Here is a 26,354-nt window from a genome sequence, read left to right on the forward strand (position 1 = left end):
GCGCCGATGGTACTGCACTCGTGAGGGTGTGGGAGAGTAGGTCACCGCCGGACATCTTTACTTGTGGGCCACCCGTACGGGTGGCCCACAAGTGTTTTCCGGGAAGGTTCGACGAAGAGCCCGTGCCGGGCGTGCAGCAGACCGCCTGGCCAGAAGACCGCGTGCGGACGTCAGTCCCGCTGCTGGAGGTCCGTGCGCAGGTCGGCGAGCAGCGCGGCCGACTCGTCGACGGTACGCCCCGGGAACAGCGCCACCGCGATACTCCCGTGATCCGCCCACCCGCAGACCGGCATCTCCTGGTCGTCGGTGGGCGTGCTGCCGCACTTCATCACCCCGCCGTACGTTCCAGCCGGCACCTGGTGGACTCCGGTCACCGAGCCTTCCTCGTCACCGACGATCTCCAGCAGTGCGTCCAGGTCATGCTCGGGTGACCAGAGCAGGGCGGTGCCACCGAAGACCAAAACGCTGCGGTCCGCCGCCGACGGGTCCCGGTATACCGCAGCCGTGCTGTGGTCCAGGTCGATTCCGGCGGCGAAGGCGCTGTGCAGGTAATCGGCCGTACTCCTGGCCTGTTCTCCGTCGTCGCGGACCAGCCCGGCCGCCTCGTCCGGGGCGCTCAGGCTGGCATCCTTCTGCGTGACGATGCGCAATCCGGTCGAACCGACCAGGCCGGCGCCCAGCACACCGATCGCGGCGAGCGAGCCGATGACGGCGACGCGTCGGCCGCGCCCGACCCGGACACCTCGGCTACGGCCGTCTCCGTCGCCCGGCGCCGGCCGGGCGTTCGCGGTCACGTCGACCGGTTCCTGACGGTCTTCCGGTTCCTGGTGAGCCGACCGTCGTCCGCCGAATATGTCGTCGACCATGCCCGACACCGTACGTCACCGAGTCCGCCGAACGGTGGGTGCCGCCCGTCAGGCCCGTCAATCGGCCCGAGGCCGCTGGCCAGCCGCAGTCGGTCAGCGGTAGCCGGGCCTGCGTGAATCCGGGTGCGCTGGCTCCGTAAACTCGATGGGTGACCGAAACTTCGCAGCCCCATCACGACGCAGCCCCCATGTTGCCGGCCCAGTACGCTCCGGGTGAGGTCGAACAGCGGCGGTACGAGCGGTGGGTAGCCGAGGGGTACTTCCGCGCCGACGCGGGCAGCGGGAAGCCGCCGTTCACCATCGTGGTGCCGCCGCCGAACGTCACAGGGTCGCTGCACGTCGGGCACGCACTCGACCACTCGATCCAGGACACGCTGATCCGACGCAAGCGGATGCAGGGCTTCGAAGCGCTCTGGCTGCCCGGCATGGACCACGCCGGGATCGCCACCCAGAACGTCGTGGAGCGGCAGCTCGCCGCCGAAGGGCTGTCCCGGCACGACCTCGGCCGGGAACAGTTCATCGACCGGGTCTGGCAGTGGAAGGCGGAGTCAGGCGGCACCATCCTCGGGCAGATGCGCCGTCTCGGTGACTCGGTCGACTGGGACCGGGAACGTTTCACGATGGACGAGGGTCTGTCCCGGGCGGTGCAGACCATCTTCAAACGTCTCTACGACGACGAGCTGATCTACCGCGCCGAGCGCATCATCAACTGGTGCCCGCGGTGCCGTACCGCCCTGTCCGACATCGAGGTGGAACACAGCGACGACGACGGCGAGCTGGTCTCCATCCGGTACGGCGAGGGCGACGCGTCGATCGTGGTGGCGACCACCCGGGTCGAGACGATGCTGGGCGACACCGCGGTGGCGGTGCACCCGGACGACGACCGCTACCGGCATCTTGTCGGCACCGAGGTCGAGCTGCCGTTGACCGGTCGGCGGATCCCGATCGTCGCGGACGCGCACGTCGACCCGACGTTCGGCACGGGCGCGGTGAAGGTGACCCCGGCGCACGACCCCAACGACTTCGAGATCGGCCAACGGCACGGGTTGCCGAGCCTGACCATCCTCGACGAGCGGGCGGTGGTCACGGCGTCCGGACCGTTCGAAGGACTGGACCGGTTCGAGGCGCGGCCGGCGATCGTCGCGGCGTTGCGGGCCGAAGGACGGGTGGTGGCCGAGAAGCGACCGTACGTGCACGCGGTCGGTCACTGTTCGCGGTGCCGGACGACGGTCGAGCCGCGGCTGTCGTTGCAGTGGTTCGTCCGGACCGGCCCGCTGGCGAAGGCCGCCGGGGACGCGGTGCGTGACGGTCGGACCCGGGTGGAGCCGCCGGAGCTGGCCGCACGCTACTTCGCCTGGGTCGACAACATGCACGACTGGTGCATCTCCCGGCAGCTGTGGTGGGGGCACCGGATCCCGGTCTGGTACGGCCCGGCCGGCGAGGTCGTCTGCGTCGGACCAGACGAGCAGCCGCCGGCCGGTGCCGGTTGGCGGCAGGACGAGGACGTCCTCGACACCTGGTTCTCCAGCGCGCTGTGGCCGCTCTCCACGCTCGGCTGGCCGGACCAGACCGACGACCTGAGGACCTTCTACCCGACCAGCGTGCTGGTGACCGGCTACGACATCCTGTTCTTCTGGGTGGCCCGGATGATGATGTTCGGGCTGTACGCGATGGACGGCCGGCAGCCGTTCGACGTGGTGGCCCTGCACGGCATGGTCCGGGACCAGTTCGGCAAGAAGATGTCCAAGTCGTACGGCAACGTCGTCGACCCACTCGACTGGATCGACCGGTTCGGCGCCGACGCCACCCGGTTCACCCTGGTCCGCGGCGCCAACCCGGGCGCCGACGTGCCGATCAGCGAAGAGTGGTGCCAGGGTTCGCGGAACTTCTGCAACAAGCTGTGGAACGCCACCCGGTTCGCGCTGCTCAACGGCGCGCACCTGACCGGCGACCTGCCCGACCCGGCGGACCTGGGCACGGCCGACCGGTGGATCCTGTCCCGGCTGCAGGAGGTGACGGCGCAGGTCGACCAGCAGTTCGAGGCGTTCGAGCTGGCCAAGGCGTGTGACACGCTCTACCACTTCGCCTGGGACGACGTCTGCGACTGGTACCTGGAGCTGAGCAAGCCGGTGCTGGGCGCCGGCGGGGAGGCCGCCGACCGGACCCGTCGGGTGCTCGGCCATGTGCTCGACCAGCTGCTGCGGCTGCTTCACCCGGTCACTCCGTTCGTCACCGACGAGTTGTGGTCGGCGCTGGCCGGGTCGGGCCAGCTTGCGGCCGGCAGCCTGATGGTGGCTTCCTGGCCGGTCGCCGACCCGTCGTGGCAGGACCCGGCGGCGGAGGCGGAGCTGGCTGTGGTGCAGCGGGTGGTCACCGAGGTCCGCCGGTTCCGGTCGGACCAGGGGCTGCGGCCGACCCAGCGGGTCAGCGCCCGGCTGACCGGGCTGGCCGACGCGGGCGTCGGCGGGCACGAACCGCTGATCCGGTCGCTGACCCGGCTGGACGAGCCGGCCGTCGATTTCTCGGCCACCGCGAAGCTTGCCGTGACCGCACAGGTCGGTGTCGAGTTCGACACCCGCGGTTCGATCGACGTGGCGGCTGAGCGCGCCCGGTTGACCAAGGACCGGGCGGCGGCCGAGCGAGAAGCCGAGCAGTGCCGGGCCAAGCTGGGCAACAGCGCGTTCGTCGACAAGGCACCGGCCCCGGTGGTGGAGAAGATCCGTACCCGGTTGGCGGTGGCCGAGGCGGAGCTGGCCCGTATCGCCGGAGCGCTCGCCGCGCTGCCGGCCGCCGACGGTGAGCAGTCGTGACGGTACGTCGACCCGGGGCCGCCGGCGGTGCGAGGCAGCGGCCTGGTGGCGAGTTCGCGCGGGTCGAGCAGGAGCTCGCCGACCGGGGCTTCACCCGGATGGTGTTCGACCTGGACCGGATCGGCCAGCTGCTGGACCTGCTGGGTAGCCCGCAGCGCGCGTACCCGTCGATTCACTTGACCGGGACCAACGGCAAGACCTCGACCGCCCGGATGATCGACTCGCTGCTGCGGGCCTTCGGGCTGCACACCGGCCGCTACACCAGCCCGCATCTGGAGACGGTGCGGGAGCGGATCAGCCTGGACGGTGAGCCGGTCAGCGAGGAGCGGTTCGCCGCCGTGTACCGGGAGGTCGCGCCGTTGGCCGAGCTGGTCGACAAGCAGGCGGCGGAGCCGTTGACGTACTTCGACATGACGACCGCGTTGGCGTTCGCGGCGTTCGCCGACGCCCCGGTCGACGTGGCGGTGGTGGAGGTCGGGCTGGGCGGTGCCGAGGACGCCACCAACGTGTTGTCCGCCGGCGTCTGCGTGATCACGCCAATCGGTCTCGACCACACCGAGTGGCTGGGCGACACCCTCACCGACATCGCCTGGGCCAAGGCCGGCATCGTGCACGCCGGGTCGACGGTGGTCACCGCGGTGCAGCCGGAGGAGGCGGCCGGGCCGATCCTGGACCGGTGCGCCGAGGTGGGGGCCACCGTCGCCCGGGAGGGCGGCGAGTTCGGCGTGGTCCACCGCGCGGTCGCGGTCGGCGGGCAGATGCTCACGTTGCAGGGTCTCGGCGGCCGGTACGACGAGGTGTTCCTGCCGCTGCACGGGGCGCATCAGGCGCAGAACGCGGCGTTGGCGCTGGCGGCGGTGGAGGCGTTCCTCGGTGCCGGCCCGGGTCGGACGTTGGACGCCGAGCCGGTCCGGCAGGGCTTCGCCGGGGTGTCGTCACCGGGCCGGCTGGAGCGGGTACGCAGCGCGCCGACGATCCTGCTCGACGGCGCCCACAACCCGCACGGGATGGCGGCCACGGTCGCTGCGGTGCAGGAGGAGTTCGCGTTCCGGCGGCTCGTGGTGGTACTCGCCGTGCTGGCTGACAAGGACGCCGAGGCGCTGCTGGATCTACTGGAGCCGGTGGCGGACGCACTGGTGGTGACCGGCAACACGTCGCCGCGGGCGATGCCGGTCGGTCAGTTGGCGGGCCTCGCTGTCGAGGCGTTCGGCGTGGACCGGGTACGGGTGACCCAGCAGATGCCGGACGCGATCGAAGCGGCGGTGGCGCTGGCCGAGGCCGACCTCGACGGGGAGCTCAGCGGGGTGGGGGTCCTGATCACCGGGTCGGTGGTGACGGTGGCCGACGCACGCCGGCTGCTGACCCGGTGAGCGACGAGCCCGCAGGCGCCGACCCGGTGGGCGCCGACCCGGCCGGACCGCCGCCGCGCCGGTCCGGGTTGCGCAACCCGCCGGCCGCCGTGCGCGGGCTCGGCGCGGCGACCCTCGGCCTGGAGGCGTTGGTGCTGGTGCTGGCGATCCAGCCGATCCGGATGGTGGCCGGCGGCTCCGGCCCGGCGGCGATGGTGGTCAGCGCCGTGCTCGCCGTCGGCGCGGTGACGCTCGCCGGCCTGCTGCGCCGCCGCTGGGCCTGGTACGCCGGCACGGTGCTGCAGGGGCTGGTCTTGCTCGCCGGCCTGCTGCACTGGTCACTGCTGGTGGTGGGGGTGCTGTTCGGCGTCGTCTGGGCGTACGTGTGGCACGTCCGGCGGGTCATTCTCAGCTGACAGTCACTGTGCCGCGTCGGCGTCGGACGTCGGCTGGTCGCGGTCACGCCATTCGATGATGGCGATGCCGTGGCCGTCCGGGTCGCGGAAAGCGGCTGCCCACAGCTCCAGCCGGGCACCCCGGTTGACTGCCCGGGGCGCGTAGGTGAACCGCACCCCTTTGGCCTTGAGCTCGTCGTGCATCCGTTGCAGGCCGTCGACTTCGAGGTTGAGGTGCATCAGCCGACGGTTGACCGGGGCGACCTCGGGCACCGACCGCAGCACCAGGCGGGTCTGCCCGGAGGCGAGCACCGCGTTGCCGTCACCGCCGTCGATCTCGAAGAAGCCGAGCATGTCGCGGTAGAACTCGACCGACCGGTCGAGGTCCGCGACGAGCAGGGTCAGACCGACGCCGTGGATCGGCCCGTGATCGTCGGCCGGTTCGCCGGCCAGGGTGTCGGGGCCGGTCACCGGGCCGGCGGCGGCCAGGTCGGCGAGCGGTCCGTCCGGGTCGGTCGCCGGCACTCCGGTGGGGTCGTCCGCGTCCGGGTCGGGCTGGTCGGCCAGCGCCGTCCCGGTGGCGGTCGGCGACTCGGCGCGGGCCTCGGCGGCGGCCCGGCCCCGGTCCGCTCCGGCGGTGACCGTGCCGGCCTCCGGCTCGGCGGGTGGGGAGTACGGCCGTGGCCGGGCACGGCGCGGCAGCGGCACCGGCTGCGGGTCCACCACGGTGCCGTCCACCACCTTGTGGCCACCCGGTGACTGGCTCACCACGACAGGGTCGCCGACCTTGCCGGGGTCCTTGCCGGGGTTGCCGACCTTGCCCGGATCCTCCGGCTCGGACTGCTCGACGTCGGGGTCGAACCCCGGGGTGGCGAAGTCCGGTCGGGGATTTTCCGCCGGGTCGCGTCGCCGCTGGTGGGGATCGTCGGCCGGGCCGGCGGGCTCGGCTGGGTCGTCATCGCGCAGCCCTGCGCCGAGATCGGCGGTCCGGGTGGTGTCCGGGTCGAGGAACAGGTCGTCGGAGCGTCGCCGTACCCACGGCGGCTCCTCATCCACGTCGAGCAGGTCGTCGTCGAGGGGGCTGAAGTCGGGCTCGTCGAACTCCGGCGGCAGGTCGGCTCGCTCCGCGGCGGCTTCGGCGTGGGTGAGCACGTCGTCCCAGATGATCCGTACGTGGCGTTGGTCGTCGATGGCGACCATGATCGGCAGCGTGGCGCCGGGGTCGGGCCACTTCGCCACCGGCACCCGGGGGTCGCGGACCTTGACCGACCGTGGCGGTACGCCCGGCGCGTCCACCAGAATCTGCAGTTCGCAGCGGCCGTACGTGGAGGAAGCCGGTGGCTCGGAAACGCTGCGGACGTGGGCGATGCCGGCCACCCAGGCGCGCTCGGTGCCGGGGAACGCGGTGATCAGCACCAGGCTGACCGCGAGCACCAGCAGCGCCACCCCCAGCGCGGCGATCGCCCAGCTGGTCATGCCGGCGCCGAAGAGGATGATGAACGTGGCGAAAGTGCCCAGCACCGTCGCGATGAGCTTGCGGGCGGCGGAAACCGATCGATGGCCGTTCGCCACAGTAGACCTCCCTGCGTCAAGGCCAGGCTAGGCCGGGCCCGGCGAGGATGGAAGAGCCACGACCGTGGCGTCGGTAGCCGCCGGTCCTCGTCCGTCCCCTGGCCCTCCATCATGACGCGCGGGGCGGCGTGGACCCACTAGGCTGGCAGCGCCAGTCCGTACCGGATCGCTCCGCAGGGGAGCGGTGCCGGTCCGTCGATAAGGAGCCAGCGTGTCCAGCCCCACCGATGTCGAACGTACCCTCGTGTTGATCAAGCCGGACGCGGTCCGGCGCGGCTTGGTCGGCGAGATCCTCGGCCGGTTCGAGCGTAAAGGACTGCACCTGGTCACCCTGCAGTCGCGCCGGATGGACGAGGAGTTGGCCGGCGCGCACTACGCCGACCATGTGGACAAGCCGTTCTACCCGCCGCTGAAGGAGTTCATGACCGGTGGGCCGCTGGTCGCCCTGGTGCTCGCCGGTGACCAGGCCATCGAGGTGGTCCGCGCGCTGATCGGCACCACCGACGGGCGCAAGGCGGCGGCCGGCACCATCCGCGGCGACCTGGCGCTGTCCAACCGGGAGAACCTGGTGCACGCCTCGGACTCCCCGGAGAGCGCGGCCCGCGAGATCAAGCTCTGGTTCCCCGACCTGGGCTGACCTCGGTCAGTCAGCCGCGGATTATCGGCCGGTTCGGGTGCTGGTCACCTGATCCGGGGGATCTCGCCACATTTCATCGATAGACCTCTTGGGAACGCCGTACTTCCCAGGAGGATTCGATGAACCCATTCGACCGCCGTACCCTGCTGCGGGCCGGACTGGCCGGCGGTGCCGGGCTCGCCGGCGGCGCGCTGCTCGGCGGAGCCGGCGCGGCCGCCGGCGCGGACGTCGCGTCCGGCCGGCCCTCGGCGCCGGCCTGGCACCCCACCGGCCGGCCGGTGCTCACCCACGGCGTGCAGAGCGGCGTGGCCGGCCCCGGCGAGGCCGTCGTCTGGACCCGCGCCGACCGGGTCGGCCGGCTGATCGTCGAGGTCGGCCGCCGGCCCGACCTGCGCGACGCCCGGCGGGTACGCGGCCCGGTACTCGACGGCCGTGCCGACTACACCGGCAAGGTACGGCTGCGTGGCCTGCCCGCCGGCGAGCGGCTGCACTACCGGGTACGGGTGGAGAGCCTGCACCGTCCCGGCCTGGTCAGCGAACCGTTGACCGGTTCCCTGCGCACCGCGCCCCGCGCCAGGGGCCACCAAGGACCCCACCGGGGCCGGCCGGTCGGCGGTACCCGCGGGCGGGTCGACGACGTGCGGTTCGTCTGGACCGGGGACATCGCCGGCCAGGGCTGGGGGATCAGCGAGGACTTCGGCGGCATGCGGATCTTCGAGGCGATGCGGCGCGGCCGGCCGGACTTCTTCCTGTGCAGCGGCGACACCGTGTACGCCGACAACCCGCTCACCGAGACGGTGACCCTGCCGGACGGGCGGGTGTGGCGCAATCTGGTGACCCCGGAGAAGACCAAGGTCGCCGAGACGCTCACCGAGTTCCGCGGCCAGTTCGCCTACAACCTGCTCGACACGCATCTGCGGGCGTTCGCCGCCGAGGTGCCGCAGCTCAACCAGTGGGACGACCACGAGGTGACCAACAACTGGTATCCGGGCGAGATCCTCACCGACCCGCGTTACACCGAGACCCGGGTCGACGTGCTGGCCGCCCGGTCCCGGCAGGCGTTCCACGAGTGGCTGCCGACCCCGGACGACGGACCGCTGTACCGGGTGGTCCGCTACGGGCCGCTGCTGGACGTGTTCGTCCTCGACATGCGCACCTACAAGGACCCCAACGACGGCAACACCTACGCCGACCCGCATCGTGGCCTGCTCGGCACCCAGCAACGGCAGTGGCTGATCCGCGAGCTCACCCGGTCGACGGCCACCTGGAAGGTGATCGCCAACGACCTGCCGCTCGGGCTGATCGTGCCGGACGGTGGTGGCGCCCAGGAGGGCGTCGCCCAGGGCGACGGTGGCGCGCCGGCCGGGCGGGAGCTGGAGTTCGCCGAGATCCTCGGAGCGGCGCACCGGGCCGGCGTCACCGGCATCGTCTTCCTCACCGCCGACGTGCACTACACCGCCGCCCATCACTACGACCCGGCGCGGGCCGCGGTGGCCGACTTCACCCCGTTCTGGGAGTTCGTCTCCGGCCCGGCGCACGCCGGGGCGTTCGGCCCGAACACCCTCGACGGTACGTTCGGCCCGGAGGCGGTGTTCGTCAACGCCCCGCCGCGGGCCAACACCTCACCGGCCGAAGGTTTCCAGCACTACGGCGAGGTGTTCGTCGACGGCGGATCCCGGGCGTTCACCGTGCACCTGCGCGACCGGGACGGTCGTTCGCTCTGGTCGACCACCCTGCCGGCCCCATCCACCCGCTGAAACCGGAAGTGGCGGGCGGACGGAAACCGGCTCGACGGGTGGGATACGCTCGGAACGAAGACAACCCAAAGGCGACGACCCGGCCATCACCGGTGAGCCTCCGGAAGAACCGGCCACCACCGCACGTGAGCGGCAGCGGCGGCCCCAGTAGAACCGGACGGGTCCGGCCCGTCACAGCCGGCCGATGAGCGGGCGGTCGTGCACCTCGGCGACCGCCAAGCGAGGTGGTACCGCGGCCCACCGTGGCGGCGTCCGGCAGCAGCCGGCGACCGCCCGGCGGGTTCGTCCTCGCAGACCACGAGACAGTGAGCTGCGCGAGGAGAGGGCACCACCATGGCGTACCCGATGACCGACCCCGCCGCCACCGGCGTGCCGGCCAGTCCGGACCTGCCCGAGGTGGAGCGCCGCGTCCTGGACTACTGGACCGCGGACAAGACCTTCGAAGCCAGCGTCGACCAGCGCGACCCGGGGCCGGACGGTGCCAACGAGTACGTCTTCTACGACGGCCCGCCGTTCGCCAACGGCCTGCCACACTACGGTCACCTGTTCACCGGCTACGTCAAGGACGTGGTGCCGCGCTACCAGACGATGCGCGGCCGGCGGGTCGAGCGCCGCTTCGGCTGGGACTGCCACGGGCTGCCCGCCGAGGTCGAAGCCGAACGCCAGCTCGGCATCTCCACCAAGGCGGAGATCGTCGAGCTGGGCATGGAGCGCTTCAACGACGTCTGCCGCAGTTCGGTGCTGACCTACACGCAGGACTGGGAGCGCTACGTCACCCGGCAGGCCCGTTGGGTCGACTTCGTCAACGACTACAAGACGCTCGACCTGGACTACATGGAGAGCGTCATGTGGGCCTTCAAGGCCCTGTACGACAAGAGGCTGGTCTACGAGGGTTTCCGGGTGCTGGCCTACTGCTGGCGGTGTGAGACGCCGCTGAGCAACACCGAGACCCGGATGGACGACGTCTACCGCGACCGGCAGGATCCGACCGTCACCGTCTGGTTCGAGCTGGCGCCGGCGCAGCCCGGTGGCGAGACGGAACGGATCGGAGTGTGGACCACCACGCCGTGGACGCTGCCGTCGAACCTGGCCCTCGCCGTCGGCCCGGACATCGAGTACGCGGTGCTGCGGCGCGACGGGCAGCGGTACCTGCTCGGGGCGTCCCGCCTCGAGGCGTACGCCAAGGAACTGGACGGGTTCGAGCGGGTCGGCACGGTGCGCGGCGCCGACCTGGTCGGGCGCCGCTACACCCCGCTGTTCGACTACCTGGTCGACCAGGCCGGCCCGAACGCGTACCAGGTGCTCGGCGCCGACTTCGTCACCACCGAGGACGGCACCGGGGTGGTGCACATGGCCCCCGCGTTCGGTGAGGACGACCAGAACGCCTGCAGCGCCGCCGGGATCCCGACGATCGTCACCGTCGACGACCACACCCGGTTCACCGCCCTGGTCCCGCCGTACGCGGGGGAGCAGGTGTTCGACACCAACAAGCCGATCATCCGCCAGCTGCGTGACCGGGGTCTGCTGCTGCGCCACGACACCTACACCCACTCGTACCCGCACTGCTGGCGCTGTGACACGCCGCTGGTCTACAAGGCGGTGTCGTCGTGGTTCGTGGCCGTGTCGACCTTCCGGGACCGGATGGTGGAGCTGAACCAGCAGATCTCCTGGACGCCGGCGCACGTCAAGGACGGCTCGTTCGGCAAGTGGCTGGCCGGTGCCCGGGACTGGTCGATCAGTCGGAACCGGTTCTGGGGCTCGCCGATCCCGGTTTGGCGCTCGGACGACCCGGCCTACCCGCGGGTCGACGTGTACGGCTCGCTCGACGAGCTGGAACGTGACTTCGGCGTACGGCCGGCCGACCTGCACCGGCCCGGCATCGACGAGCTGACCCGGCCCAACCCGGACGACCCGACCGGGCGGTCGACGATGCGCCGGGTGCCGGAGGTGCTGGACTGCTGGTTCGAGTCCGGGTCGATGCCGTTCGCCCAGGTGCACTACCCGTTCGAGAACCGGGAGTGGTTCGAGCACCACTATCCGGGCGACTTCATCGTGGAGTACATCGGGCAGACCCGTGGCTGGTTCTACACCATGCACGTGCTGGCCACCGCGCTGTTCGACCGGCCGGCGTTCCGTAGCTGCGTCAGCCACGGCATCCTGCTCGGTGCCGACGGGCGCAAGATGAGCAAGAGCCTGCGCAACTACCCGGACGTGTACGAGGTGTTCGACACCTACGGCTCGGACGCGATGCGGTGGATGCTGATGGCCTCGCCGGTGCTGCGCGGCGGCGACATGGCGGTGGTGGAGAGCGGCGTCCGCGACGCGGTCCGGCAGGTGCTGCTGCCGCTGTGGAACGTCTGGTACTTCTTCGCGCTCTACGCCAACGCGGAGGGCTACACCGCGACCCGGCGTACCGACAGCACCCACCTGCTCGACCGGTACGTGCTGGCCAAGACCGGGGAGCTGGTCGACGAGGTCACCCGGCAGATGGACGGCTACGACATCTCCGGTGCCTGCGCCAGCGTGCGTACCTACCTCGACGCGTTGACCAACTGGTACGTCCGCCGGTCCCGGGACCGGTTCTGGTCCGGTGACACCGACGCGTTCGACACGCTGTACACGGTGCTGGAGACGCTCACCCGGGTGGTGGCGCCGTTGGCGCCGTTGACCAGCGAGGAGATCTGGCGCGGGTTGACCGGTGACCGGTCGGTGCACCTGACCGACTGGCCGGCCGCCGGCGAGTTCCCCGTCGACCACGACCTGGTCGCGTCGATGGACGCGGTCCGCGAGGTCTGCTCGGCCGGGCTGTCGCTGCGCAAGGCCCGCAATCTGCGGGTCCGGTTGCCGCTGCCGGCGCTGACCGTGGCCAGCGCCGCCGCGCCGCGCCTGGCGCCGTTCGCCGACCTGGTCGCCGACGAGGTCAATGTCAAGTCGGTGGAGTTCACCGACGCGGTCGCCGACCACTGCCAGCAGGTGCTAACCGTGGTGCCCCGGGTGCTCGGCCCCCGGGTCGGCGGCCAGGTGCAGGCGGTGATCCGGGCGGTGAAGTCCGGCGACTGGGCGTTGGGCGACGACGGCGCGCCGGTCGCCGCCGGGGTCCGGCTGGCCGACGGGGAGTACGAGTTGAAGCTGGTCGCCGCCGACCCGGAGCATTCCGCACCGTTGCCGGGCGGGCAGGGGGTGGTGGTGCTGGACACCACCGTCACGCCGGAGTTGGCGGCCGAAGGGCTGGCCCGGGACCTGGTCCGGGTGATTCAGCAGGCCCGGCGGGAGGCCGACCTGCGGATCACCGACCGGGTCCGGGTCACGGTGGCGGCCGGGGCCGAGGTGGCGACGGCGGTACGGACGTACCAGGACTTCGTCGCCGGTGAGGTGCTCGCCGACGAGGTGACGTTCGACCCGTCCGGGGCCGGCCCGGCGGGTGGATTCGCCGGTGAGGTGGGCGACGGCGAGCCAGTGTCGGTGCGGGTGCAGCGGGTCTGACCGGTCCGGGTGGGATCCCGTCCGCTACCGTGTCTGTCCGACCCACCCATGCCTGTCCCGTCGCCGGAGGATCCGTGCCGCCGCTGTATTCGATCGGCAAAGTCACTGTCGGACCAGCGTTGCTGCTGGGCTGGCGACCCAAGGTGGAAGGGCGGGAGAACGTCCCCACCACCGGCGGGGTGATCCTGGCCGCGAACCATCTGTCCGTCGCCGACGAGTACTTCCTCGGTGCGGTGCTGCCCCGGCACGTGGCGTTCTGGGCCAAGGCCGAGTACTTCGACGGCACCGGATTCCGTGGGCTGCTGACCAAGGGCCTGGTGACCGGGCTCGGCGCGATCCGGGTGGAACGCGGCGGCGGTCGGGCGGCGCTGAGCGCCTTCGACGGCGCGATCCCGCTGCTGCGGGCCGGCCGGCAGGTGGCCGTCTTCCCGGAGGGCACCCGTTCGCCGGACGGGCGGCTGTACCGGGGCCGGACCGGGGTGGCCCGGCTGGCGCTGGCCGCCGGGGTGCCGGTCGTCCCGGTCGGGTTCGTCGGCACCGCGCAGGTCCAGCCGATCGGGTCGCTGTGGCCGAAGCTGAGCCGCGGCACGGTCACGGTCCGGTTCGGCAAGCCGCTCGACTTCACCGGACGCGGCGACGACCGCTCCGAGATGCGCCGGATCACCGACGAGGTGATGAGCGAGATCCAGCAGCTCACCGGCCAGGAGTACGTGCCCCGGTACGCGCCACCGCGGACCGCCGGTGGGGCCAGGACCAGCGACGGCCAGCCGGGCAACGGCAACGGCGACGGCGACGCCGCCGGCTGAGCCGCTCCGGGTCACTCCCGGCTGATCACCTGGGCGCGTAGTTGCCCGGTCAACGTCGCGCTCTCCTCGACCGACCGGCGGGTGAACAGCGCGGTGCCGAGGCTGCCGTGGTCGGCCCAGGCGCAGACCACCACGTCGTCGCCGTCGGAGACGCCGGTTCCGCAGGTCAGGTGGGTGCCCCGGGTGCCGGTCTCGAACGTCTCGACGGCATCCATCTGGTACGTGTCGCTGATCCGGCCGACCTCGCTGTCCAGGTCGCTGCCGGGCGTCATCCGGAAGCCGGTGATGCCGTACAGCACCACGAGCTTGCCGTTGCCGTCCCGGTACACCCCGGCGAAGGTGTCCTCGGCCAGCAGATGGGCGGTGCGCATCTCACCTTCCAACCGGGCGACCGTTTCCTGGCTGGAACCGTCGTCGCTGAGCCGCAGGTCGGCGACCTGCCCGGGGAGCGCGGCGTTCGCCGGGTACTGGTCCCACAGCGGCTTGCCGTAGTAGGCCGGGCAGCCACAGCAGCAGGCGACGGTGAGCAGGGTGAACAGCGCCGTCTTCCAGGGCCAGCGCCGTCGTCGGCGTTGTTGCCGGCGCTGCCGGCGGGCCGCCTTTCCGGTCGGTGCCGGTGGCCCGGTGACCGGTGGCCCGGTGACCGGTGGTCGGGTCACCGGGAGCCGGCTCGGGTTCGGCGGGTGCGGTCCGGCGACCGGTGACGGCGTGTCCGGGGGCGAGGTGGGCGCGGGTGGGGACACCGGCGGAGGGAAGGCCACCGGTTCCGGCGTCGGCGGGTCGGCACCGGGCCATCCGTCGGGTGGGTCGGTCGGTTGACCGGCCGGCCAGAGGTCGGCGGCGGCCCAGGGGTCAACCGGGGTGCGGGTCGCCGGATCGTCCTCGGCAAACCCGTCGGGGGGTAGCTGCAGGGTGGGGTCACGGGGTGGTGGCTGATCCGTCCGGGGGGTGTCCCGCTGCCACCAGCGCTGGCGCGGCCGTGGTGGCGGCACCGCTGCCGAGCCCCGCCACGGGGCCGGTGACGTGGCCGGGTCGGGCCCGCCCGCCCCGGCCGGCTGGTCCGTGGTCGGACCTTCATCCGGTTGCGGCTGCCGCATCGCAGATGCATCTCCTCTCGGACCCGTTCGAGGTTAGTACCGTGCGGCCAGCCCGGCCGCCCCGCCCGCGTACTGTGGGTGGTTGATCCGACGTCCGGTGCGGTTTGGAGGAGGTTTGATGGGTGTCCCGGCAGGCGCTGCCCCGACGGCGACCGTGGGTGGCCCGACGGCCAGGTCGGTCTGGTCCCGGTTGGAGCCGCTGCTGCCCCAGGTCAGCAAGCCGATCCAGTACGTCGGCGGCGAGCTCGGCGCGGTGGCCAAGGACTGGGACGCCGCGACGGTGCGTTGGGCGCTGATGTACCCGGACGCCTACGAGGTCGGCCTGCCGAACCAGGGCGTGCAGATCCTGTACGAGGTGCTCAACGAGCAGCCCGACGTGCTGGCCGAACGGACCTACGCGGTCTGGCCGGACCTGGAACGGCTGATGCGGGCGCACGGCGTGCCGCAGTTCACCGTCGACGCGCACCGGCCGGTCGGCGACTTCGACGTTTTCGGTGTCTCGTTCGCCACCGAGCTGGGCTACACGAACCTGCTGACCGCGATCGACCTGGCCGGGATCCCGCTGTCCGCCGCCGACCGGGACGACTCACACCCGGTGGTGCTGGCCGGTGGGCACGCCGCGTTCAACCCGGAGCCGATCGCCGACTTCATCGACGCGGCGGTGCTCGGCGACGGCGAGGAAGCCGTCCTGGAAATCACCGGCATCGTCCGGCAGTGGAAGGCCGAAGGGTCGCCGGGTGGGCGCGACGAGCTGCTGCTGCGGCTGGCCCGTACGGAGAGCATCTACGTGCCGCGCTTCTACGACGTGGACTACCTGCCGGACGCCCGGATCCAGCGGGTGGTGCCGAACCGGCCGGACGTGCCGTTCCGGGTGCACAAGCGCACCACCATGGACCTGGACGCCTGGCCGTACCCGAAGAAGCCGATCGTCCCGCTGGCCGAGACGGTCCACGAACGCTACGCGGTGGAGATCTTCCGCGGCTGTACGCGCGGCTGCCGGTTCTGCCAGGCCGGCATGATCACCCGCCCGGTGCGGGAGCGGTCCATCACCACGGTCGGGCAGATGGTCGCCGACGGTCTGGAGTACTCCGGCTTCCACGAGGTCGGTCTGTTGTCGCTGTCCTCGGCCGACCACTCGGAGATCGGCGACATGTGCTCCGGTCTGGCCGAGCAGTACGCGGGCACCAACGTGTCGCTGTCGCTGCCGTCCACCCGGGTCGACGCGTTCAACATCGAGCTGGCCCAGGAACTGTCCCGCAACGGTCGGCGTACCGGGCTGACCTTCGCCCCGGAGGGCGGTTCGGAGCGGATCCGACGGGTGATCAACAAGATGGTCTCGGAGGAGGACCTGATCCGCACGGTGGTGACCGCGTACACCAACGGCTGGCGTCAGGTGAAGCTCTACTTCATGTGTGGGCTGCCCACCGAGACCGACGACGACGTGCTGCAGATCGCCCGGCTCGCGCACGAGGTGATCAAGGCGGGGCGGGCGGCGACCGGGTCGAAGGACATCCGGTGCACCGTCTCGATCGGCGGTTTCGTCCCCAAACCACACACCCCGTTCCAGTGGGCGTCGATGCAGCACCCGGAGGTGATCGACAACCGGCTGCGGCTGCTCAAGCAGGCGATCAACGCGGACCGGTCGCTCGGTCGGGCGATCGGCTACCGCTACCACGACGGCGAGCCGTCGCTGATCGAGGGCCTGCTGTCGCGCGGTGACCGGCGGGTCGGCGCGGTGATCCGTCGGGTCTGGGAGTCCGGCGGCCGGTTCGACGGCTGGAGCGAGCACTTCTCGTACCAGCGGTGGGTCGACGCGGCCGCCGACACCCTGCCGGCGTACGGGGTCGACCTGGACTGGTACACGGTCCGCGAACGGGACGCCACCGAGGTGCTGCCCTGGGACCACCTGGACTCCGGGCTGGACAAGGACTGGCTCTGGCAGGACTGGCAGGACGCGTTGGGCGAGTACGAGCAGGATGACTGCCGATGGACGCCCTGTTTCGACTGCGGTGTCTGTCCGTCAATGGATACTGAGATCCAGATCGGTCCGACCGGGCAGAAACTGCTGCCGCTGACGCCGGTCAACACCGGCCTGCGGACCCCGGCGGCGGGCTGACTGGCGCGCCGCGCCCATCCGGGTGAGGATGACGACGTCCCCTACCCCTTCCGAGGAGCATCACGATCAGCAGGAAGCCACAACCGGCAGGCGGCCAGGCACCGGTCGTGCAACGGATCCGGATCCGGTACGCCAAGCGCGGCCCGCTGCGGTTCACCTCGCACCGCGACTTCGCCCGGGCGTTCGAACGGGCACTGCGTCGGGGCGGTGTCCCGGTCGCCTTCTCGCAGGGATTCACCCCGCACCCGAAGATCTCCTACGCGAGCGCGGCTCCGACCGGTGTCGCCAGCGAGGCCGAGTACCTGGAGATCGGTCTGCAGCAGCAGGTCGATCCCGACCGGCTCCGGGTGGCGCTCGACGCCGCGCTGTCGCCCGGTCTCGACGTACTGGAGGCGGTCGAGGCGGCCGGCGGCAGCCTGGCCGACCGGATCGACGCGTCTCGGTGGCGGATCGAGCTGCCCGAGGTCGATCCGGAGTCGGCCGGCCGGGCGGTGGCGACGTTCGCCGCCGCCGAGGAGGTGCTGGTGGAGCGGTTGACCAAGCAGGGCCGGCGTACCTTCGACGCCCGTGCCGCGGTGGTGCGGATCGTGGTCGCCGATCGGTCCGACAACATCACCGGACCGGGTGCCGGTGCGGGCAGCGGCCTACCTTCCGAGGTCAGCTCGGTGCCGTGTGCGATACTCGACCTAGTCGTCCGGCAGGTCACCCCGTCGGTACGACCCGATGACGTCCTCTCCGGCCTGCGCGTCATGGCCGACCTGGAGCCGCCGGTGCCGCCCCGAGTGACCCGGCTAGCGCAGGGAACACTGACCGCGCAGGGGGAGATCGTCGATCCGTTGGAGGCGGATCGAGCTGGGCAGCCATCGGTGAACGTCAGCCGTGTTCCGGCCGGCGCTCAGTAAGTCAGACTTCGGCGGTCTGCCTCCGGGTCTTTCGCCCCACCGGGCCGGAAGCTCAGCGGCGCGTCCGCCGGATCACTTTTTGCGGCAACCCTGCGTGGCAGCGCTCACCCGCGCCCGGGGCGGCCAGAACTGGAGAACGTCCAATGCTCGAAAACGAGCCCGAGGGCGGGGACCGGACCGGTACCGAACCGGCCGGTGCTCCCGCTGATGTGACCCGATCCACAACCGCTCGTACGACGCGGCGGCGGACCAGCAAGGCTGCGGCGGCGGCCGCCGAGCCGGCGGCGGAGGCCACCGGCGGCGACGCGGCCGCGGCCGGTGGTTCGGCCGATCCGGCACCAGCCACCGGTGAACCGGCTGCGGTGTCGCGGACCCGCCGTCGCCGTTCGACGGCAGCGGACAGCACCGGCGCGGACACCACCGGTACGGGTGGCCCGGACGACACCGCCGGCCCGGCGGCCGCCTCCGCTGCGGAGCCTGCCGAGCCGGCCGTCAAGAAGACCACTCGGACCCGGCGGAAGAAGGCGGCCGAGCCGGCAGTCGTGGTGCCGGTCGAGCAGAGCGAACCCGCGCCGGGAGCAGCAGCTGCCCAACTGGCCACATCGTCGCCGGCCGGTCCCGCGACGCCGGCCACCGAGCCACCCCTGGCCACCGAGCCGCTGGCCGCCGAGCCGGCACCGACCCGGGCAACCGGACGGTCGGCGAGGTCTGGCTCGGCCACCGCCGCCTCCGACGCGGAGTCGGCTGCGGCCGTGGACCAGCCCGGCCCGGCGACCGACGCCGCCGCTGCGGCGCCTGACGCCGCGCCGCCGTCCCGACGCCGTAGGGCAGCAGCCGGCCCACCGGTCGTACTGTTCATGGCGCCCGATCCGCAGAGCCCGCCGGTCGTCACCGACGAGGGTCAGCCGGCCGCAGCGGAGGCCGCTGTCCGGGCCGTCGACGCCGCCGAGGCAGCCAGCGACGACGAGCCGGTGCGGCGGCGCCGGCGGGGCCGGCGTAGCGCCGACAGCGAGCCGACGGCCGAGGCCGTCACCGAAGCCGTCGAGGCGCCGCAGGAGCAGCCCGCTGCGGCGACCACCGACACCGACACGGATGACGATGACGACGACACGCCGGCCGGCCGGCGCCGTCGGCGCCGCGGCCGCCGGGGCCGGGGCCGCGGCAAGGGCGGCGCGGAGGAGGACGACGCCGACACCGGCGAGGAGACCGAGGCGTCCGCTGACGGTGGCTCGGCCGCCGACGCCGACGCCGACGGCGATGACGACTCCACGACCCGTCGGCGGCGTCGGCGGCGCCGCCGTGGCTCCGGCGACGCTGAGTCCGGTACCGAGGACGGCGTGCCGACCGTCGTCAGAATCCGTGAGCCACGCAAGACCGTCGACGAGGTGCAGGGCGTCACCGGGTCGACCCGGCTGGAAGCGAAGCGGCAGCGCCGGCGGGACGGCCGAGAGCAGCGGCGGACCCGTCCGCCGATCCTGAGCGAGTCGGAGTTCCTGGCCCGGCGGGAGGCCGTCGACCGGGACATGGTGGTGCGCCAGCGCGGTGACCGGACCCAGATCGCCGTGCTGGAGGACGGCGTCCTGGTCGAGCACTACGTCACCCGGGCGTCGTCGGGCACCATGGCCGGCAACGTCTACCTTGGCAAGGTGCAGAACGTGCTGCCGAGCATGGAGGCCGCCTTCGTCGACGTGGGGCGTGGCCGCAACGCGGTGCTGTACGCCGGTGAGGTCAACTGGGACGCCACCGGTCTGGAAGGTCGGTCCAGGTCCATCGAGCAGGCACTGCGTTCCGGTGACTCGGTGCTGGTGCAGGTCACCAAGGACCCGATCGGGCACAAGGGCGCCCGGCTCACCAGTCACGTCGCGCTCTCCGGCCGGCATCTGGTGTACGTGCCGAACGGCAACGCCTCCGGGATCAGCCGCAAACTGCCGGACACCGAGCGCAAGCGGCTCCGGGACATCCTCAAGAAGCTGGTGCCCGATGGTGCCGGCGTCATCGTGCGGACCGCCGCCGAAGGCGCCAGCGAGGACGAGCTGTCCCGCGACGTCAAGCGACTGCAGGCGCAGTGGGAGGACATCCAGGCCAAGGCGGGTTCCGGTGGCGCGCCGACGCTTCTCTACGAGGAGCCGGACCTGGTCATCAGGGTGGTCCGGGACCTGTTCAACGAAGACTTCCGCGAATTGGTCGTGCAGGGCGACACCGCGTACGAGATGGTGGAGTCCTACCTCGCGCACGTCTCGCCGGACCTGCTGGCCCGGCTACGGCGGCACGCCGCGGTGGCGGACGTGTTCGCCGAGCGGCGCATCGACGAGCAGATCCTCAAGGGTCTGGACCGCAAGGTGTTCCTGCCGTCCGGTGGTCACCTGGTGATCGACCGGACCGAGGCGATGACCGTCATCGACGTGAACACCGGCAAGTACACCGGCGCTGGCGGGAACCTGGAGGAGACGGTCACCCGAAACAACCTGGAGGCCGCCGAGGAGATCGTCCGCCAGCTGCGGTTGCGCGACATCGGTGGCATCGTGGTGATCGACTTCATCGACATGGTGCTGGAGTCGAATCGGGAGTTGGTGCTGCGCCGGCTGACCGAGTGCCTGGGCCGGGACCGCACCAAACACCAGGTTACCGAGATCACGTCGCTCGGTCTGGTGCAGATGACCCGCAAGCGGATCGGTGCCGGGCTGTTGGAGGCGTTCAGCGAGACGTGTGACTGCTGCAAGGGCCGCGGGCTGATCATCCACACCGAGCCGGTGCCGGAGAAGCCGCGCTCGTCGGGCGGTACCGGGGCCGGGGACCGGGCGAAGGCGGTCGCCGCAGCTCCGGCCAGCGGTGGTGGTACGGGTGGTGCGACGGCCGGCGGCAGCCGCCGCCGGGGCCGCAAGGCCAACCAGCCGGCGGACGACGCCTCCCCGGCGCCTGATGTCGCCGCAGCACCGGAAGCCACCGATACACCTGATGTCACGGCTGTGATCGAGACCGACCAGCCGGATGAGCCGGCCGACGTGGTGGTGGTCGCCGGTGTCGCCGAAGCCGATCCCGATGCCGAGGCCGCCCCGACCACCACCGGCGTGATCAGGGTTCCCGTCGCGGCAGCGCAACCGCTGGTCGATCCGACTGCGGAGGACGAGGACGAGACGATGGGCTACGACCTGTCCCGTTACGAGGTGGATCCGGTGGTCGAGACCGGCAACGGCGCGGCACCGGTCCGTCTGGCCGGGGCGGACGATCCCGATCTCGCCGATGACGACGATGACCAGGACGCGTCCACGGCCGACCACGCCGCCGGCGGTCGACGACGGGTTCGCCGCAGCGGGGGTACCCGCCGTCGGACCCGTCCCTGACCGGGGTCGATTTGAGGGTTGCTACCGGCATGGCGTACCCTTGCCGGTGGCGCACCCGGTGCGCCAGGTTCCCGCGTGCCCGTGACTGCTCAGTCCGAGACCGCCGCGTCCGTTCCCCACGGCGTAGCCGACGGTCCGCCGAGCTGCCACGAACACCATCCGCCAGCGACAAACGACAGGAGTCCGCGTCCGATGTACGCGATCGTCAAGACCGGCGGCAAGCAGTACAAGGTCGCCGAGGGCGACGTGATCGAGGTCGAGAAGATCACCGGTACCCCCGGTGACGCGGTGACGCTTCCCGCGGTGCTCCTCGTCGATGGCGACGACCTGGTGACCGACGCGACCAAGCTTGCCCAGGTCGCTGTGACCGGCGAGATCGCCGCGCAGATGAAGGGTCCGAAGATCCGGATCCACAAGTTCAAGAACAAGACCGGCTACCACAAGCGCCAGGGTCACCGTCAGCCGCTGACCCAGGTCAAGGTGACCGGCATCTCGAACGGGAAGTAGGCACCAGCCATGGCTCACAAAAAGGGCGCGTCCAGCTCGCGGAACGGCCGTGACTCCGAGGCCAAGCGTCTCGGCGTGAAGCGGTTCGGTGGTCAGGTCGTCAGCGCCGGCGAGATCTTGATCCGTCAGCGCGGCACCAAGTTCCACCCAGGTGACCTGGTTGGCCGGGGCGGCGACGACACGCTGTTCGCGCTGGCCGCTGGCTCGGTGCAGTTCGGCACCAAGCGGGGTCGCAAGACGGTCAACATCGTGCCGGCGGCGCAGTAGCATCTGCCGTACAGCGCCGCCGCAGGCAGGCGCCCTGGCGTTGCTGGCTGACGCTTGTCGAGCAATCTGACGAGCGGGCTGCGGACCAGAGGTCCCAGCCCGCTTTGTCGTGTACGCCGGTCCCTCCGGCGGCAGTGGAGAGGATAGGGCCGTGACGACCTTCGTCGACCGGGTTGTACTGCATGTGCTGGCGGGGAACGGTGGGCACGGCTGCGTCTCGATTCACCGCGAGAAGTTCAAGCCGTTCGGTGGGCCGGACGGAGGCAACGGCGGGCACGGCGGCAGCGTCACCCTGGTCGTCGACCCGCAGGTGCACACGCTGCTCGACTTCCACTTCCGGCCGCACGCCAAGGCGGAGAACGGCAAGGGCGGGGCTGGCGGCAACCGGGACGGTGCCAAAGGTGCCGACCTGGTGCTCAAGGTGCCGAACGGGACGAGTGTGCAGAGTCTCGACGGCGAGGTACTGGCCGACCTGGTCGGCGCCGGCACCAGCCTGGAGATCGCCCGGGGCGGCCGGGGCGGCCGGGGAAACGCCGCGTTGGCCAGCGCCCGACGCAAGGCCCCGGGCTTCGCCGAGTTGGGCGAGCCGGGCGAGCAGCTTGACGTAGTACTCGAACTCAAGAGCGTCGCCGACGTGGGCCTGGTCGGTTTCCCCTCGGCCGGCAAGTCGTCGCTGATCTCGGTGATCTCGGCGGCCCGGCCGAGGATCGCCGACTACCCGTTCACCACGCTGGTGCCCAACCTCGGGGTGGTCCGGGCCGACGAACACACCTTCACCGTCGCCGACGTACCCGGGCTCATCCCCGGTGCGGCCACCGGCAAGGGCCTCGGTCTGGAGTTCCTGAGGCACATCGAGCGGTGCGCCGTGCTGGCCCACGTGGTGGACACGGCGACCCTGGAACCTGGGCGGGACCCGCTGGCCGACATCGACGCGATCGAGGCGGAGCTGGCCGCGTACGGCGGTCTGGCGGACCGGCCACGGCTGGTGGTGCTCAACAAGATCGACGTACCGGACGGCAGGGCAATGGCCGAGCTGGTCCGCGACGACCTGGCGGCGCGCGGGCTGCGGGCGTTCGAGGTCAGTACGGCGACCCGGGAAGGGCTGCGGGAGCTGACCTACGCCTTGGCGGAACTGGTCGCCGCCGCCCGTGCGGCCGCGCCGGAGCTGGAGCCGACTCGGATCGTGTTGCGGCCGGCGGCTGTCGACGACGCCGGATTCACCGTCGAGCCGGCCGCCGACGGCGGGTACCGGGTCCGGGGATCCCGCCCGGAACGGTGGGTACGGCAGACCAACTTCGACAACGACGAGGCGGTCGGCTTCCTCGCCGATCGGCTGGCCCGGCTGGGCGTGGAGGACGCGTTGGCCAAGGCGGGCGCCGAGCCGGGTGCGTTGGTGCGGATCGGCTCCTGGGAGTTCGACTGGCAGCCGAGCCACTTCGCCGACGTCGAGTACGTGCCGAGCTCCCGTGGCACCGATGTCCGGCTGGAGGAGCAGTCGAGCCGGGCCAGCGCCGCGCAGCGGCTGGCGGACCGCAAGGCCCGCCGGCAGCGGCCGGCCGAGGACGACTCGGACGTATCAAGGTAACTGGTTGTTACCAAGCGGGTTGGTGGCAGTTGAACGTCGGGTTGTCGGAATCAGGCCTGATCCCGGCCAACTGGACGAAACCTGCGGGAAATGCGCTTTGTCTATCGTGACTGAGTGTTGATCGAGCGCCGTTCGCCTACCGACCCGGAGGTCGCCGCCCTGATCATGACCCAGCAGCGCGAGCTGGCTGAGGCGGAACGTGCCGGCCGACCGGTCGACCCGGTCGGGTACCCGGTGCACGACGACGCCCGGTACCTGGTGTGTGTGCTGGACGGGCGGGCGGTCGCCTGCGGCGCCGTCCAGGCGTTGGACGCGCAGACCGCCGAGATCAAACGAATGTACGTACGGCCGGCCTACCGGGGCCGGGGGATCGCGCGGCACCTGCTGACCGCCTTGGAGGAGTCGGCGTACGCGGCCGGCCACACCGTCTTCCGGCTGGAGACCGGCAGCTACCTGCCGGTGGCACTGCACCTGTACGCCTCGGCGGGCTACGCCCGGATCCCGGTCTACGGCGAGTACGTCGGTAATCCGTACAGCGTCTGCTTCGAGAAGCGGGTTCCGGTCGCCGCAGCCTGACCGTCCTGGCTCATGATGCCCGGCGAGGCGGACGGGGTGGCCGAACCCGGGCGAATGGTGGACGATGTCGGGTCATGAGCGATTCGCCGGTTCTGGACAGTCCCGAGGCTATCGATGCTCATCTCGCCGCCGCCATCGAGCGGTGGGAGCGGGGGCGGCGCGGGGTGCGGTTCGTTCTCTGTGACGAGCAGGACCGCGTCCAGGTCCACTGCCCGGTCGACGATCTGCCGGCGCGGCTCGACCCGGACGACTGCGCCCAGGCGGTCGGGATCTTCGCCCACGCGCTCGCGGAGCGGGCGGGTGACGGCTCGATGCTGGTGGTGCTCACCCGGTCCGGGTCGAGCGCGGTCAGCGACCCGGACCGGCTCTGGTTCCACACCGCGTACCAGGTGTGCGGGCAGGCCGGCGTGCGGCTGCTCGGCGTACACCTGGTGACGCCGACCGACCAGCGGCGGATCCTGCTCGACGACGCGCTGTAGCCCTGGTCCGTCCGGCTCTCCCGGGTGCGCTCCGGTTCCGGCCGTGTCAAAGATTATTGACATTGTGTCTGGTCTCCTTTACCTTGGCGATGTCAAACTTTCTTTACATCAGGAGCATGCCATGTCGTACGAGGAGAAGGGCACCTGGGCGTTCCTGGTGACCACCCTGGGTACGTACGCGGGCTACGTCGTCGCCGTCGTGCGCCGCGCTGACGGCGGGCCGGTGACCGAGGCACCGTACGTGTCGACGATGCTCTGGGCGCTCGGCATCGCCATCGTCGCGGCGATGGTCCTGAGGATCATGGTCGAGATCGCGGTGCCGAGCGAGACGTACCAGATCGACGTCCGCGACAAGGACATCAACCGCCGGGGCGACTACGTCTCCGGGCTGGTCCTCTCGGTCGGGATGGTGCTGCCGCTCGGGCTGACCCTGGCCGAGCTCGACCACTTCTGGATCGCCAACGCCATCTACGCGGTGTTCGTGGTGTCCACCTCCATCGGCGCGATTGTCAAGATCGTCGCGTACCGCCGGGGGTGGTGACGCGTGGGCAGACCGACCAGGGTGACCAACTCGATCCGGGCCCTGCGCTTCGCCAACGGCGAGATGACCCAGGCCGAGCTGGCCAACCGGCTCGGTGTCACCCGACAGACCGTCATCGCCATCGAGCAGGGGAAGTACTCGCCGTCGTTGGAGATGGCGTTCCAGATCGCCCGGGTCTTCCGGGTTCCGCTCGACGACGTGTTCCAGTACGCCGGCGACGAGCCGACGTGATACCCCTCGATCCGGAAGGAACGACGATGAGAGTGATCACCCAGGATGCGTACGGCCCACCGGAGAAGGTGATGGTCCTGCGCGACGTCGACCGGCCAGTGCCCGGTGAGCGCGACGTGCTGGTCCGCGTACACGCCGCGCCGGTCAGCGGCACCGACTGGCACCTCGCCCGAGGACTGCCGTACGTTGCCCGGCCGATCACCGGCTGGCGTCGGCCGAGGTCCCGGATCCCCGGCTACGACCTGTCCGGCACCGTCGTCGAAGCCGGCGCGGCGGTGAGCACCCTGCGACCGGGCGACGAGGTGTACGGCTGGGCCGCCGGCACCTTCGCCGAGTACGCCGCCGTGCCGGAGAAACAGTTGGCGCCGATCCCGGCCAACCTCACCCTGGAGCAGGCGGCGGCGGTGCCGATCGCCGCGTTCACCGCCCTGCAGGCGGTCCGCGACGGAGCCGGTCTGCTGGCTGCCGACACCGGGGGCGCACAGCCCGCCGACGGACCGGCCCGTCGGGTGCTGATCACCGGGGCGTCCGGCGGCGTCGGGACCTACGCGGTCCAGTTCGCGAAGGCGTACGGCGCGTACGTCACCGGCATGTGCCGGACCAGCAAAATGGACCTGGTCGCCGGGCTCGGCGCCGACGAGGTCGTCGACTACACCAGCACACCGCTGCGCCACCTTGGCCGCCGCTTCGACGTGCTGATCGACCTGTACGGCAATCCGTCGCTGGCCGAGGTTGCCCGGGTGCTGGTCCCCGGCGGCGCCGTCGTCTACGTCGGCGGCACCGGCGGCCGGTGGTTCATGGGCACCGACCGGTGGCTGCGCGGCATGGCGCTCGCACCGCTACGCCGGCTCCGTACCCGGCCGGTGATCCACTCCGACAGTCGCGACGACCTGGTCACCATCACCGGGATGATCGAGTCAGGAGTGGTCCGACCGGTGCTGGACCGGACGTTCCCGCTGGCGCAGGCGGCCGAGGCGATCCGCTACGTCACCGCTGGCGAAGTACGCGGTCAGGCCGTACTGCGCTGCGCCGACTGA

The 26,354-nt window shown here is 71.4% G+C and carries 21 protein-coding genes; 18 read left to right on the forward strand and 3 right to left on the reverse strand.

Features of this window, described 5'->3' with window-relative positions; all coding sequences use genetic code 11:
- Positions 1 to 170 precede the first annotated feature (170 nt).
- Positions 171 to 866 (reverse strand): hypothetical protein, encoded by a 696-nt coding sequence (locus ACFHWT_RS00005; RefSeq protein ID WP_416592536.1) that lies wholly within the window; start codon positions 864 to 866, stop codon positions 171 to 173.
- A 188-nt stretch (positions 867 to 1,054) separates the two neighbouring features.
- Here ACFHWT_RS00005 and ACFHWT_RS00010 point away from each other — a divergent pair, with 188 nt between their 5' ends.
- The 3 genes from ACFHWT_RS00010 (at position 1,055) to ACFHWT_RS00020 (ending at position 5,441) form a co-directional block, all read left to right on the forward strand.
- Complete coding sequence (locus ACFHWT_RS00010) at positions 1,055 to 3,676, forward strand: valine--tRNA ligase (protein WP_416592870.1); 2,622 nt, start codon at positions 1,055 to 1,057, stop codon at positions 3,674 to 3,676.
- Between the two features lie 98 nt (positions 3,677 to 3,774).
- Positions 3,775 to 5,046, forward strand: a complete 1,272-nt coding sequence (locus ACFHWT_RS00015) for a bifunctional folylpolyglutamate synthase/dihydrofolate synthase (protein WP_416592871.1) — start codon at positions 3,775 to 3,777, stop codon at positions 5,044 to 5,046.
- A complete protein-coding gene (locus ACFHWT_RS00020; RefSeq protein ID WP_416592537.1) occupies positions 5,043 to 5,441 on the forward strand; it encodes a DUF4233 domain-containing protein in 399 nt (132 codons plus the stop codon). Before ACFHWT_RS00015 ends, ACFHWT_RS00020 begins: the two co-directional genes overlap by 4 nt.
- Positions 5,442 to 5,444: 3 nt before the next feature.
- Here ACFHWT_RS00020 and ACFHWT_RS00025 read toward each other — a convergent pair whose 3' ends face one another.
- Entirely contained in the window at positions 5,445 to 6,992 is a 1,548-nt protein-coding gene (locus tag ACFHWT_RS00025; protein ID WP_416592538.1) for a VOC family protein, read from the reverse strand.
- 211 nt (positions 6,993 to 7,203) lie between these two features.
- Between ACFHWT_RS00025 and ndk the strand changes: the two genes are divergently transcribed.
- The 4 genes from ndk (at position 7,204) to ACFHWT_RS00045 (ending at position 13,675) form a co-directional block, all read left to right on the forward strand.
- Positions 7,204 to 7,629 (forward strand): nucleoside-diphosphate kinase, encoded by a 426-nt coding sequence (gene ndk / locus ACFHWT_RS00030; RefSeq protein WP_416592539.1) that lies wholly within the window; start codon positions 7,204 to 7,206, stop codon positions 7,627 to 7,629.
- 119 nt (positions 7,630 to 7,748) lie between these two features.
- The gene (locus tag ACFHWT_RS00035; RefSeq protein ID WP_416592540.1) at positions 7,749 to 9,386 is read left to right on the forward strand and encodes an alkaline phosphatase D family protein; all 1,638 of its coding nucleotides are present in this window, start codon (positions 7,749 to 7,751) and stop codon (positions 9,384 to 9,386) included.
- A 333-nt stretch (positions 9,387 to 9,719) separates the two neighbouring features.
- Positions 9,720 to 12,869 (forward strand): isoleucine--tRNA ligase, encoded by a 3,150-nt coding sequence (ileS, locus tag ACFHWT_RS00040; protein WP_416592541.1) that lies wholly within the window; start codon positions 9,720 to 9,722, stop codon positions 12,867 to 12,869.
- Between the two features lie 74 nt (positions 12,870 to 12,943).
- Entirely contained in the window at positions 12,944 to 13,675 is a 732-nt protein-coding gene (locus tag ACFHWT_RS00045) for a lysophospholipid acyltransferase family protein (protein ID WP_416592542.1), read from the forward strand.
- A gap of 11 nt (positions 13,676 to 13,686) precedes the next feature.
- Here the strand turns inward: ACFHWT_RS00045 and ACFHWT_RS00050 are convergent, their stop codons facing one another.
- Positions 13,687 to 14,772 (reverse strand): hypothetical protein, encoded by a 1,086-nt coding sequence (locus ACFHWT_RS00050; RefSeq protein WP_416592543.1) that lies wholly within the window; start codon positions 14,770 to 14,772, stop codon positions 13,687 to 13,689.
- Between the two features lie 118 nt (positions 14,773 to 14,890).
- On the opposite strand from ACFHWT_RS00050, the gene ACFHWT_RS00055 reads away from it, so the two are divergent.
- The 11 genes from ACFHWT_RS00055 (at position 14,891) to ACFHWT_RS00105 (ending at position 26,354) form a co-directional block, all read left to right on the forward strand.
- The gene (locus ACFHWT_RS00055; protein ID WP_416592544.1) at positions 14,891 to 16,888 is read left to right on the forward strand and encodes a TIGR03960 family B12-binding radical SAM protein; all 1,998 of its coding nucleotides are present in this window, start codon (positions 14,891 to 14,893) and stop codon (positions 16,886 to 16,888) included.
- 146 nt (positions 16,889 to 17,034) lie between these two features.
- Positions 17,035 to 17,790: a TIGR03936 family radical SAM-associated protein gene (locus ACFHWT_RS00060; protein ID WP_416592872.1), complete on the forward strand. Its 756-nt coding sequence runs from the start codon at positions 17,035 to 17,037 to the stop codon at positions 17,788 to 17,790.
- A gap of 143 nt (positions 17,791 to 17,933) precedes the next feature.
- Positions 17,934 to 21,131, forward strand: a complete 3,198-nt coding sequence (locus ACFHWT_RS00065; protein WP_416592545.1) for an Rne/Rng family ribonuclease — start codon at positions 17,934 to 17,936, stop codon at positions 21,129 to 21,131.
- Positions 21,132 to 21,323: 192 nt separating this feature from the next.
- Positions 21,324 to 21,638, forward strand: a complete 315-nt coding sequence (gene rplU / locus ACFHWT_RS00070) for a 50S ribosomal protein L21 (protein ID WP_416592546.1) — start codon at positions 21,324 to 21,326, stop codon at positions 21,636 to 21,638.
- A gap of 9 nt (positions 21,639 to 21,647) precedes the next feature.
- Entirely contained in the window at positions 21,648 to 21,905 is a 258-nt protein-coding gene (gene rpmA / locus ACFHWT_RS00075) for a 50S ribosomal protein L27 (protein WP_278114042.1), read from the forward strand.
- A 151-nt stretch (positions 21,906 to 22,056) separates the two neighbouring features.
- The gene (obgE, locus tag ACFHWT_RS00080; protein WP_416592547.1) at positions 22,057 to 23,490 is read left to right on the forward strand and encodes a GTPase ObgE; all 1,434 of its coding nucleotides are present in this window, start codon (positions 22,057 to 22,059) and stop codon (positions 23,488 to 23,490) included.
- Positions 23,491 to 23,604: 114 nt separating this feature from the next.
- On the forward strand, positions 23,605 to 24,066 hold the full coding sequence (locus ACFHWT_RS00085) for a GNAT family N-acetyltransferase (protein WP_416592548.1): 462 nt from the start codon (positions 23,605 to 23,607) through the stop codon (positions 24,064 to 24,066).
- Between the two features lie 74 nt (positions 24,067 to 24,140).
- A complete protein-coding gene (locus ACFHWT_RS00090) occupies positions 24,141 to 24,545 on the forward strand; it encodes a hypothetical protein (RefSeq protein WP_416592549.1) in 405 nt (134 codons plus the stop codon).
- Between the two features lie 121 nt (positions 24,546 to 24,666).
- Complete coding sequence (locus tag ACFHWT_RS00095; RefSeq protein ID WP_416592550.1) at positions 24,667 to 25,086, forward strand: hypothetical protein; 420 nt, start codon at positions 24,667 to 24,669, stop codon at positions 25,084 to 25,086.
- Positions 25,087 to 25,089: 3 nt separating this feature from the next.
- On the forward strand, positions 25,090 to 25,317 hold the full coding sequence (locus ACFHWT_RS00100; RefSeq protein ID WP_416592551.1) for a helix-turn-helix transcriptional regulator: 228 nt from the start codon (positions 25,090 to 25,092) through the stop codon (positions 25,315 to 25,317).
- Positions 25,318 to 25,343: 26 nt separating this feature from the next.
- Positions 25,344 to 26,354 carry an NAD(P)-dependent alcohol dehydrogenase gene (locus ACFHWT_RS00105; RefSeq protein WP_416592552.1) on the forward strand — a complete coding sequence of 337 codons (1,011 nt, stop codon included), beginning with the start codon at positions 25,344 to 25,346 and terminating at the stop codon, positions 26,352 to 26,354.

Source organism: Micromonospora sp. LOL_021 (genome assembly GCF_048060215.1).
Classification (GTDB): domain Bacteria; phylum Actinomycetota; class Actinomycetes; order Mycobacteriales; family Micromonosporaceae; genus Micromonospora_E.

Excerpts from the sequence above, each read along its gene's own strand:
- ACFHWT_RS00005 (WP_416592536.1), bottom strand. The coding sequence starts at position 866 with ATGGTCGACGACATATTCGGCGGACGACGGTCGGCTCACCAGGAACCG.
- ACFHWT_RS00010 (WP_416592870.1), top strand. The coding sequence starts at position 1,055 with ATGTTGCCGGCCCAGTACGCTCCGGGTGAGGTCGAACAGCGGCGGTAC.
- ACFHWT_RS00015 (WP_416592871.1), top strand. The coding sequence starts at position 3,775 with ATGGTGTTCGACCTGGACCGGATCGGCCAGCTGCTGGACCTGCTGGGT.
- ACFHWT_RS00035 (WP_416592540.1), top strand. The coding sequence starts at position 7,749 with ATGAACCCATTCGACCGCCGTACCCTGCTGCGGGCCGGACTGGCCGGC.
- ileS (WP_416592541.1), top strand. The coding sequence starts at position 9,720 with ATGGCGTACCCGATGACCGACCCCGCCGCCACCGGCGTGCCGGCCAGT.
- ACFHWT_RS00050 (WP_416592543.1), bottom strand. The coding sequence starts at position 14,772 with ATGCGGCAGCCGCAACCGGATGAAGGTCCGACCACGGACCAGCCGGCC.
- ACFHWT_RS00055 (WP_416592544.1), top strand. The coding sequence starts at position 14,891 with ATGGGTGTCCCGGCAGGCGCTGCCCCGACGGCGACCGTGGGTGGCCCG.
- ACFHWT_RS00065 (WP_416592545.1), top strand. The coding sequence starts at position 17,934 with ATGCTCGAAAACGAGCCCGAGGGCGGGGACCGGACCGGTACCGAACCG.
- rplU (WP_416592546.1), top strand. The coding sequence starts at position 21,324 with ATGTACGCGATCGTCAAGACCGGCGGCAAGCAGTACAAGGTCGCCGAG.
- rpmA (WP_278114042.1), top strand. The coding sequence starts at position 21,648 with ATGGCTCACAAAAAGGGCGCGTCCAGCTCGCGGAACGGCCGTGACTCC.
- ACFHWT_RS00090 (WP_416592549.1), top strand. The coding sequence starts at position 24,141 with ATGAGCGATTCGCCGGTTCTGGACAGTCCCGAGGCTATCGATGCTCAT.
- ACFHWT_RS00095 (WP_416592550.1), top strand. The coding sequence starts at position 24,667 with ATGTCGTACGAGGAGAAGGGCACCTGGGCGTTCCTGGTGACCACCCTG.
- ACFHWT_RS00105 (WP_416592552.1), top strand. The coding sequence starts at position 25,344 with ATGAGAGTGATCACCCAGGATGCGTACGGCCCACCGGAGAAGGTGATG.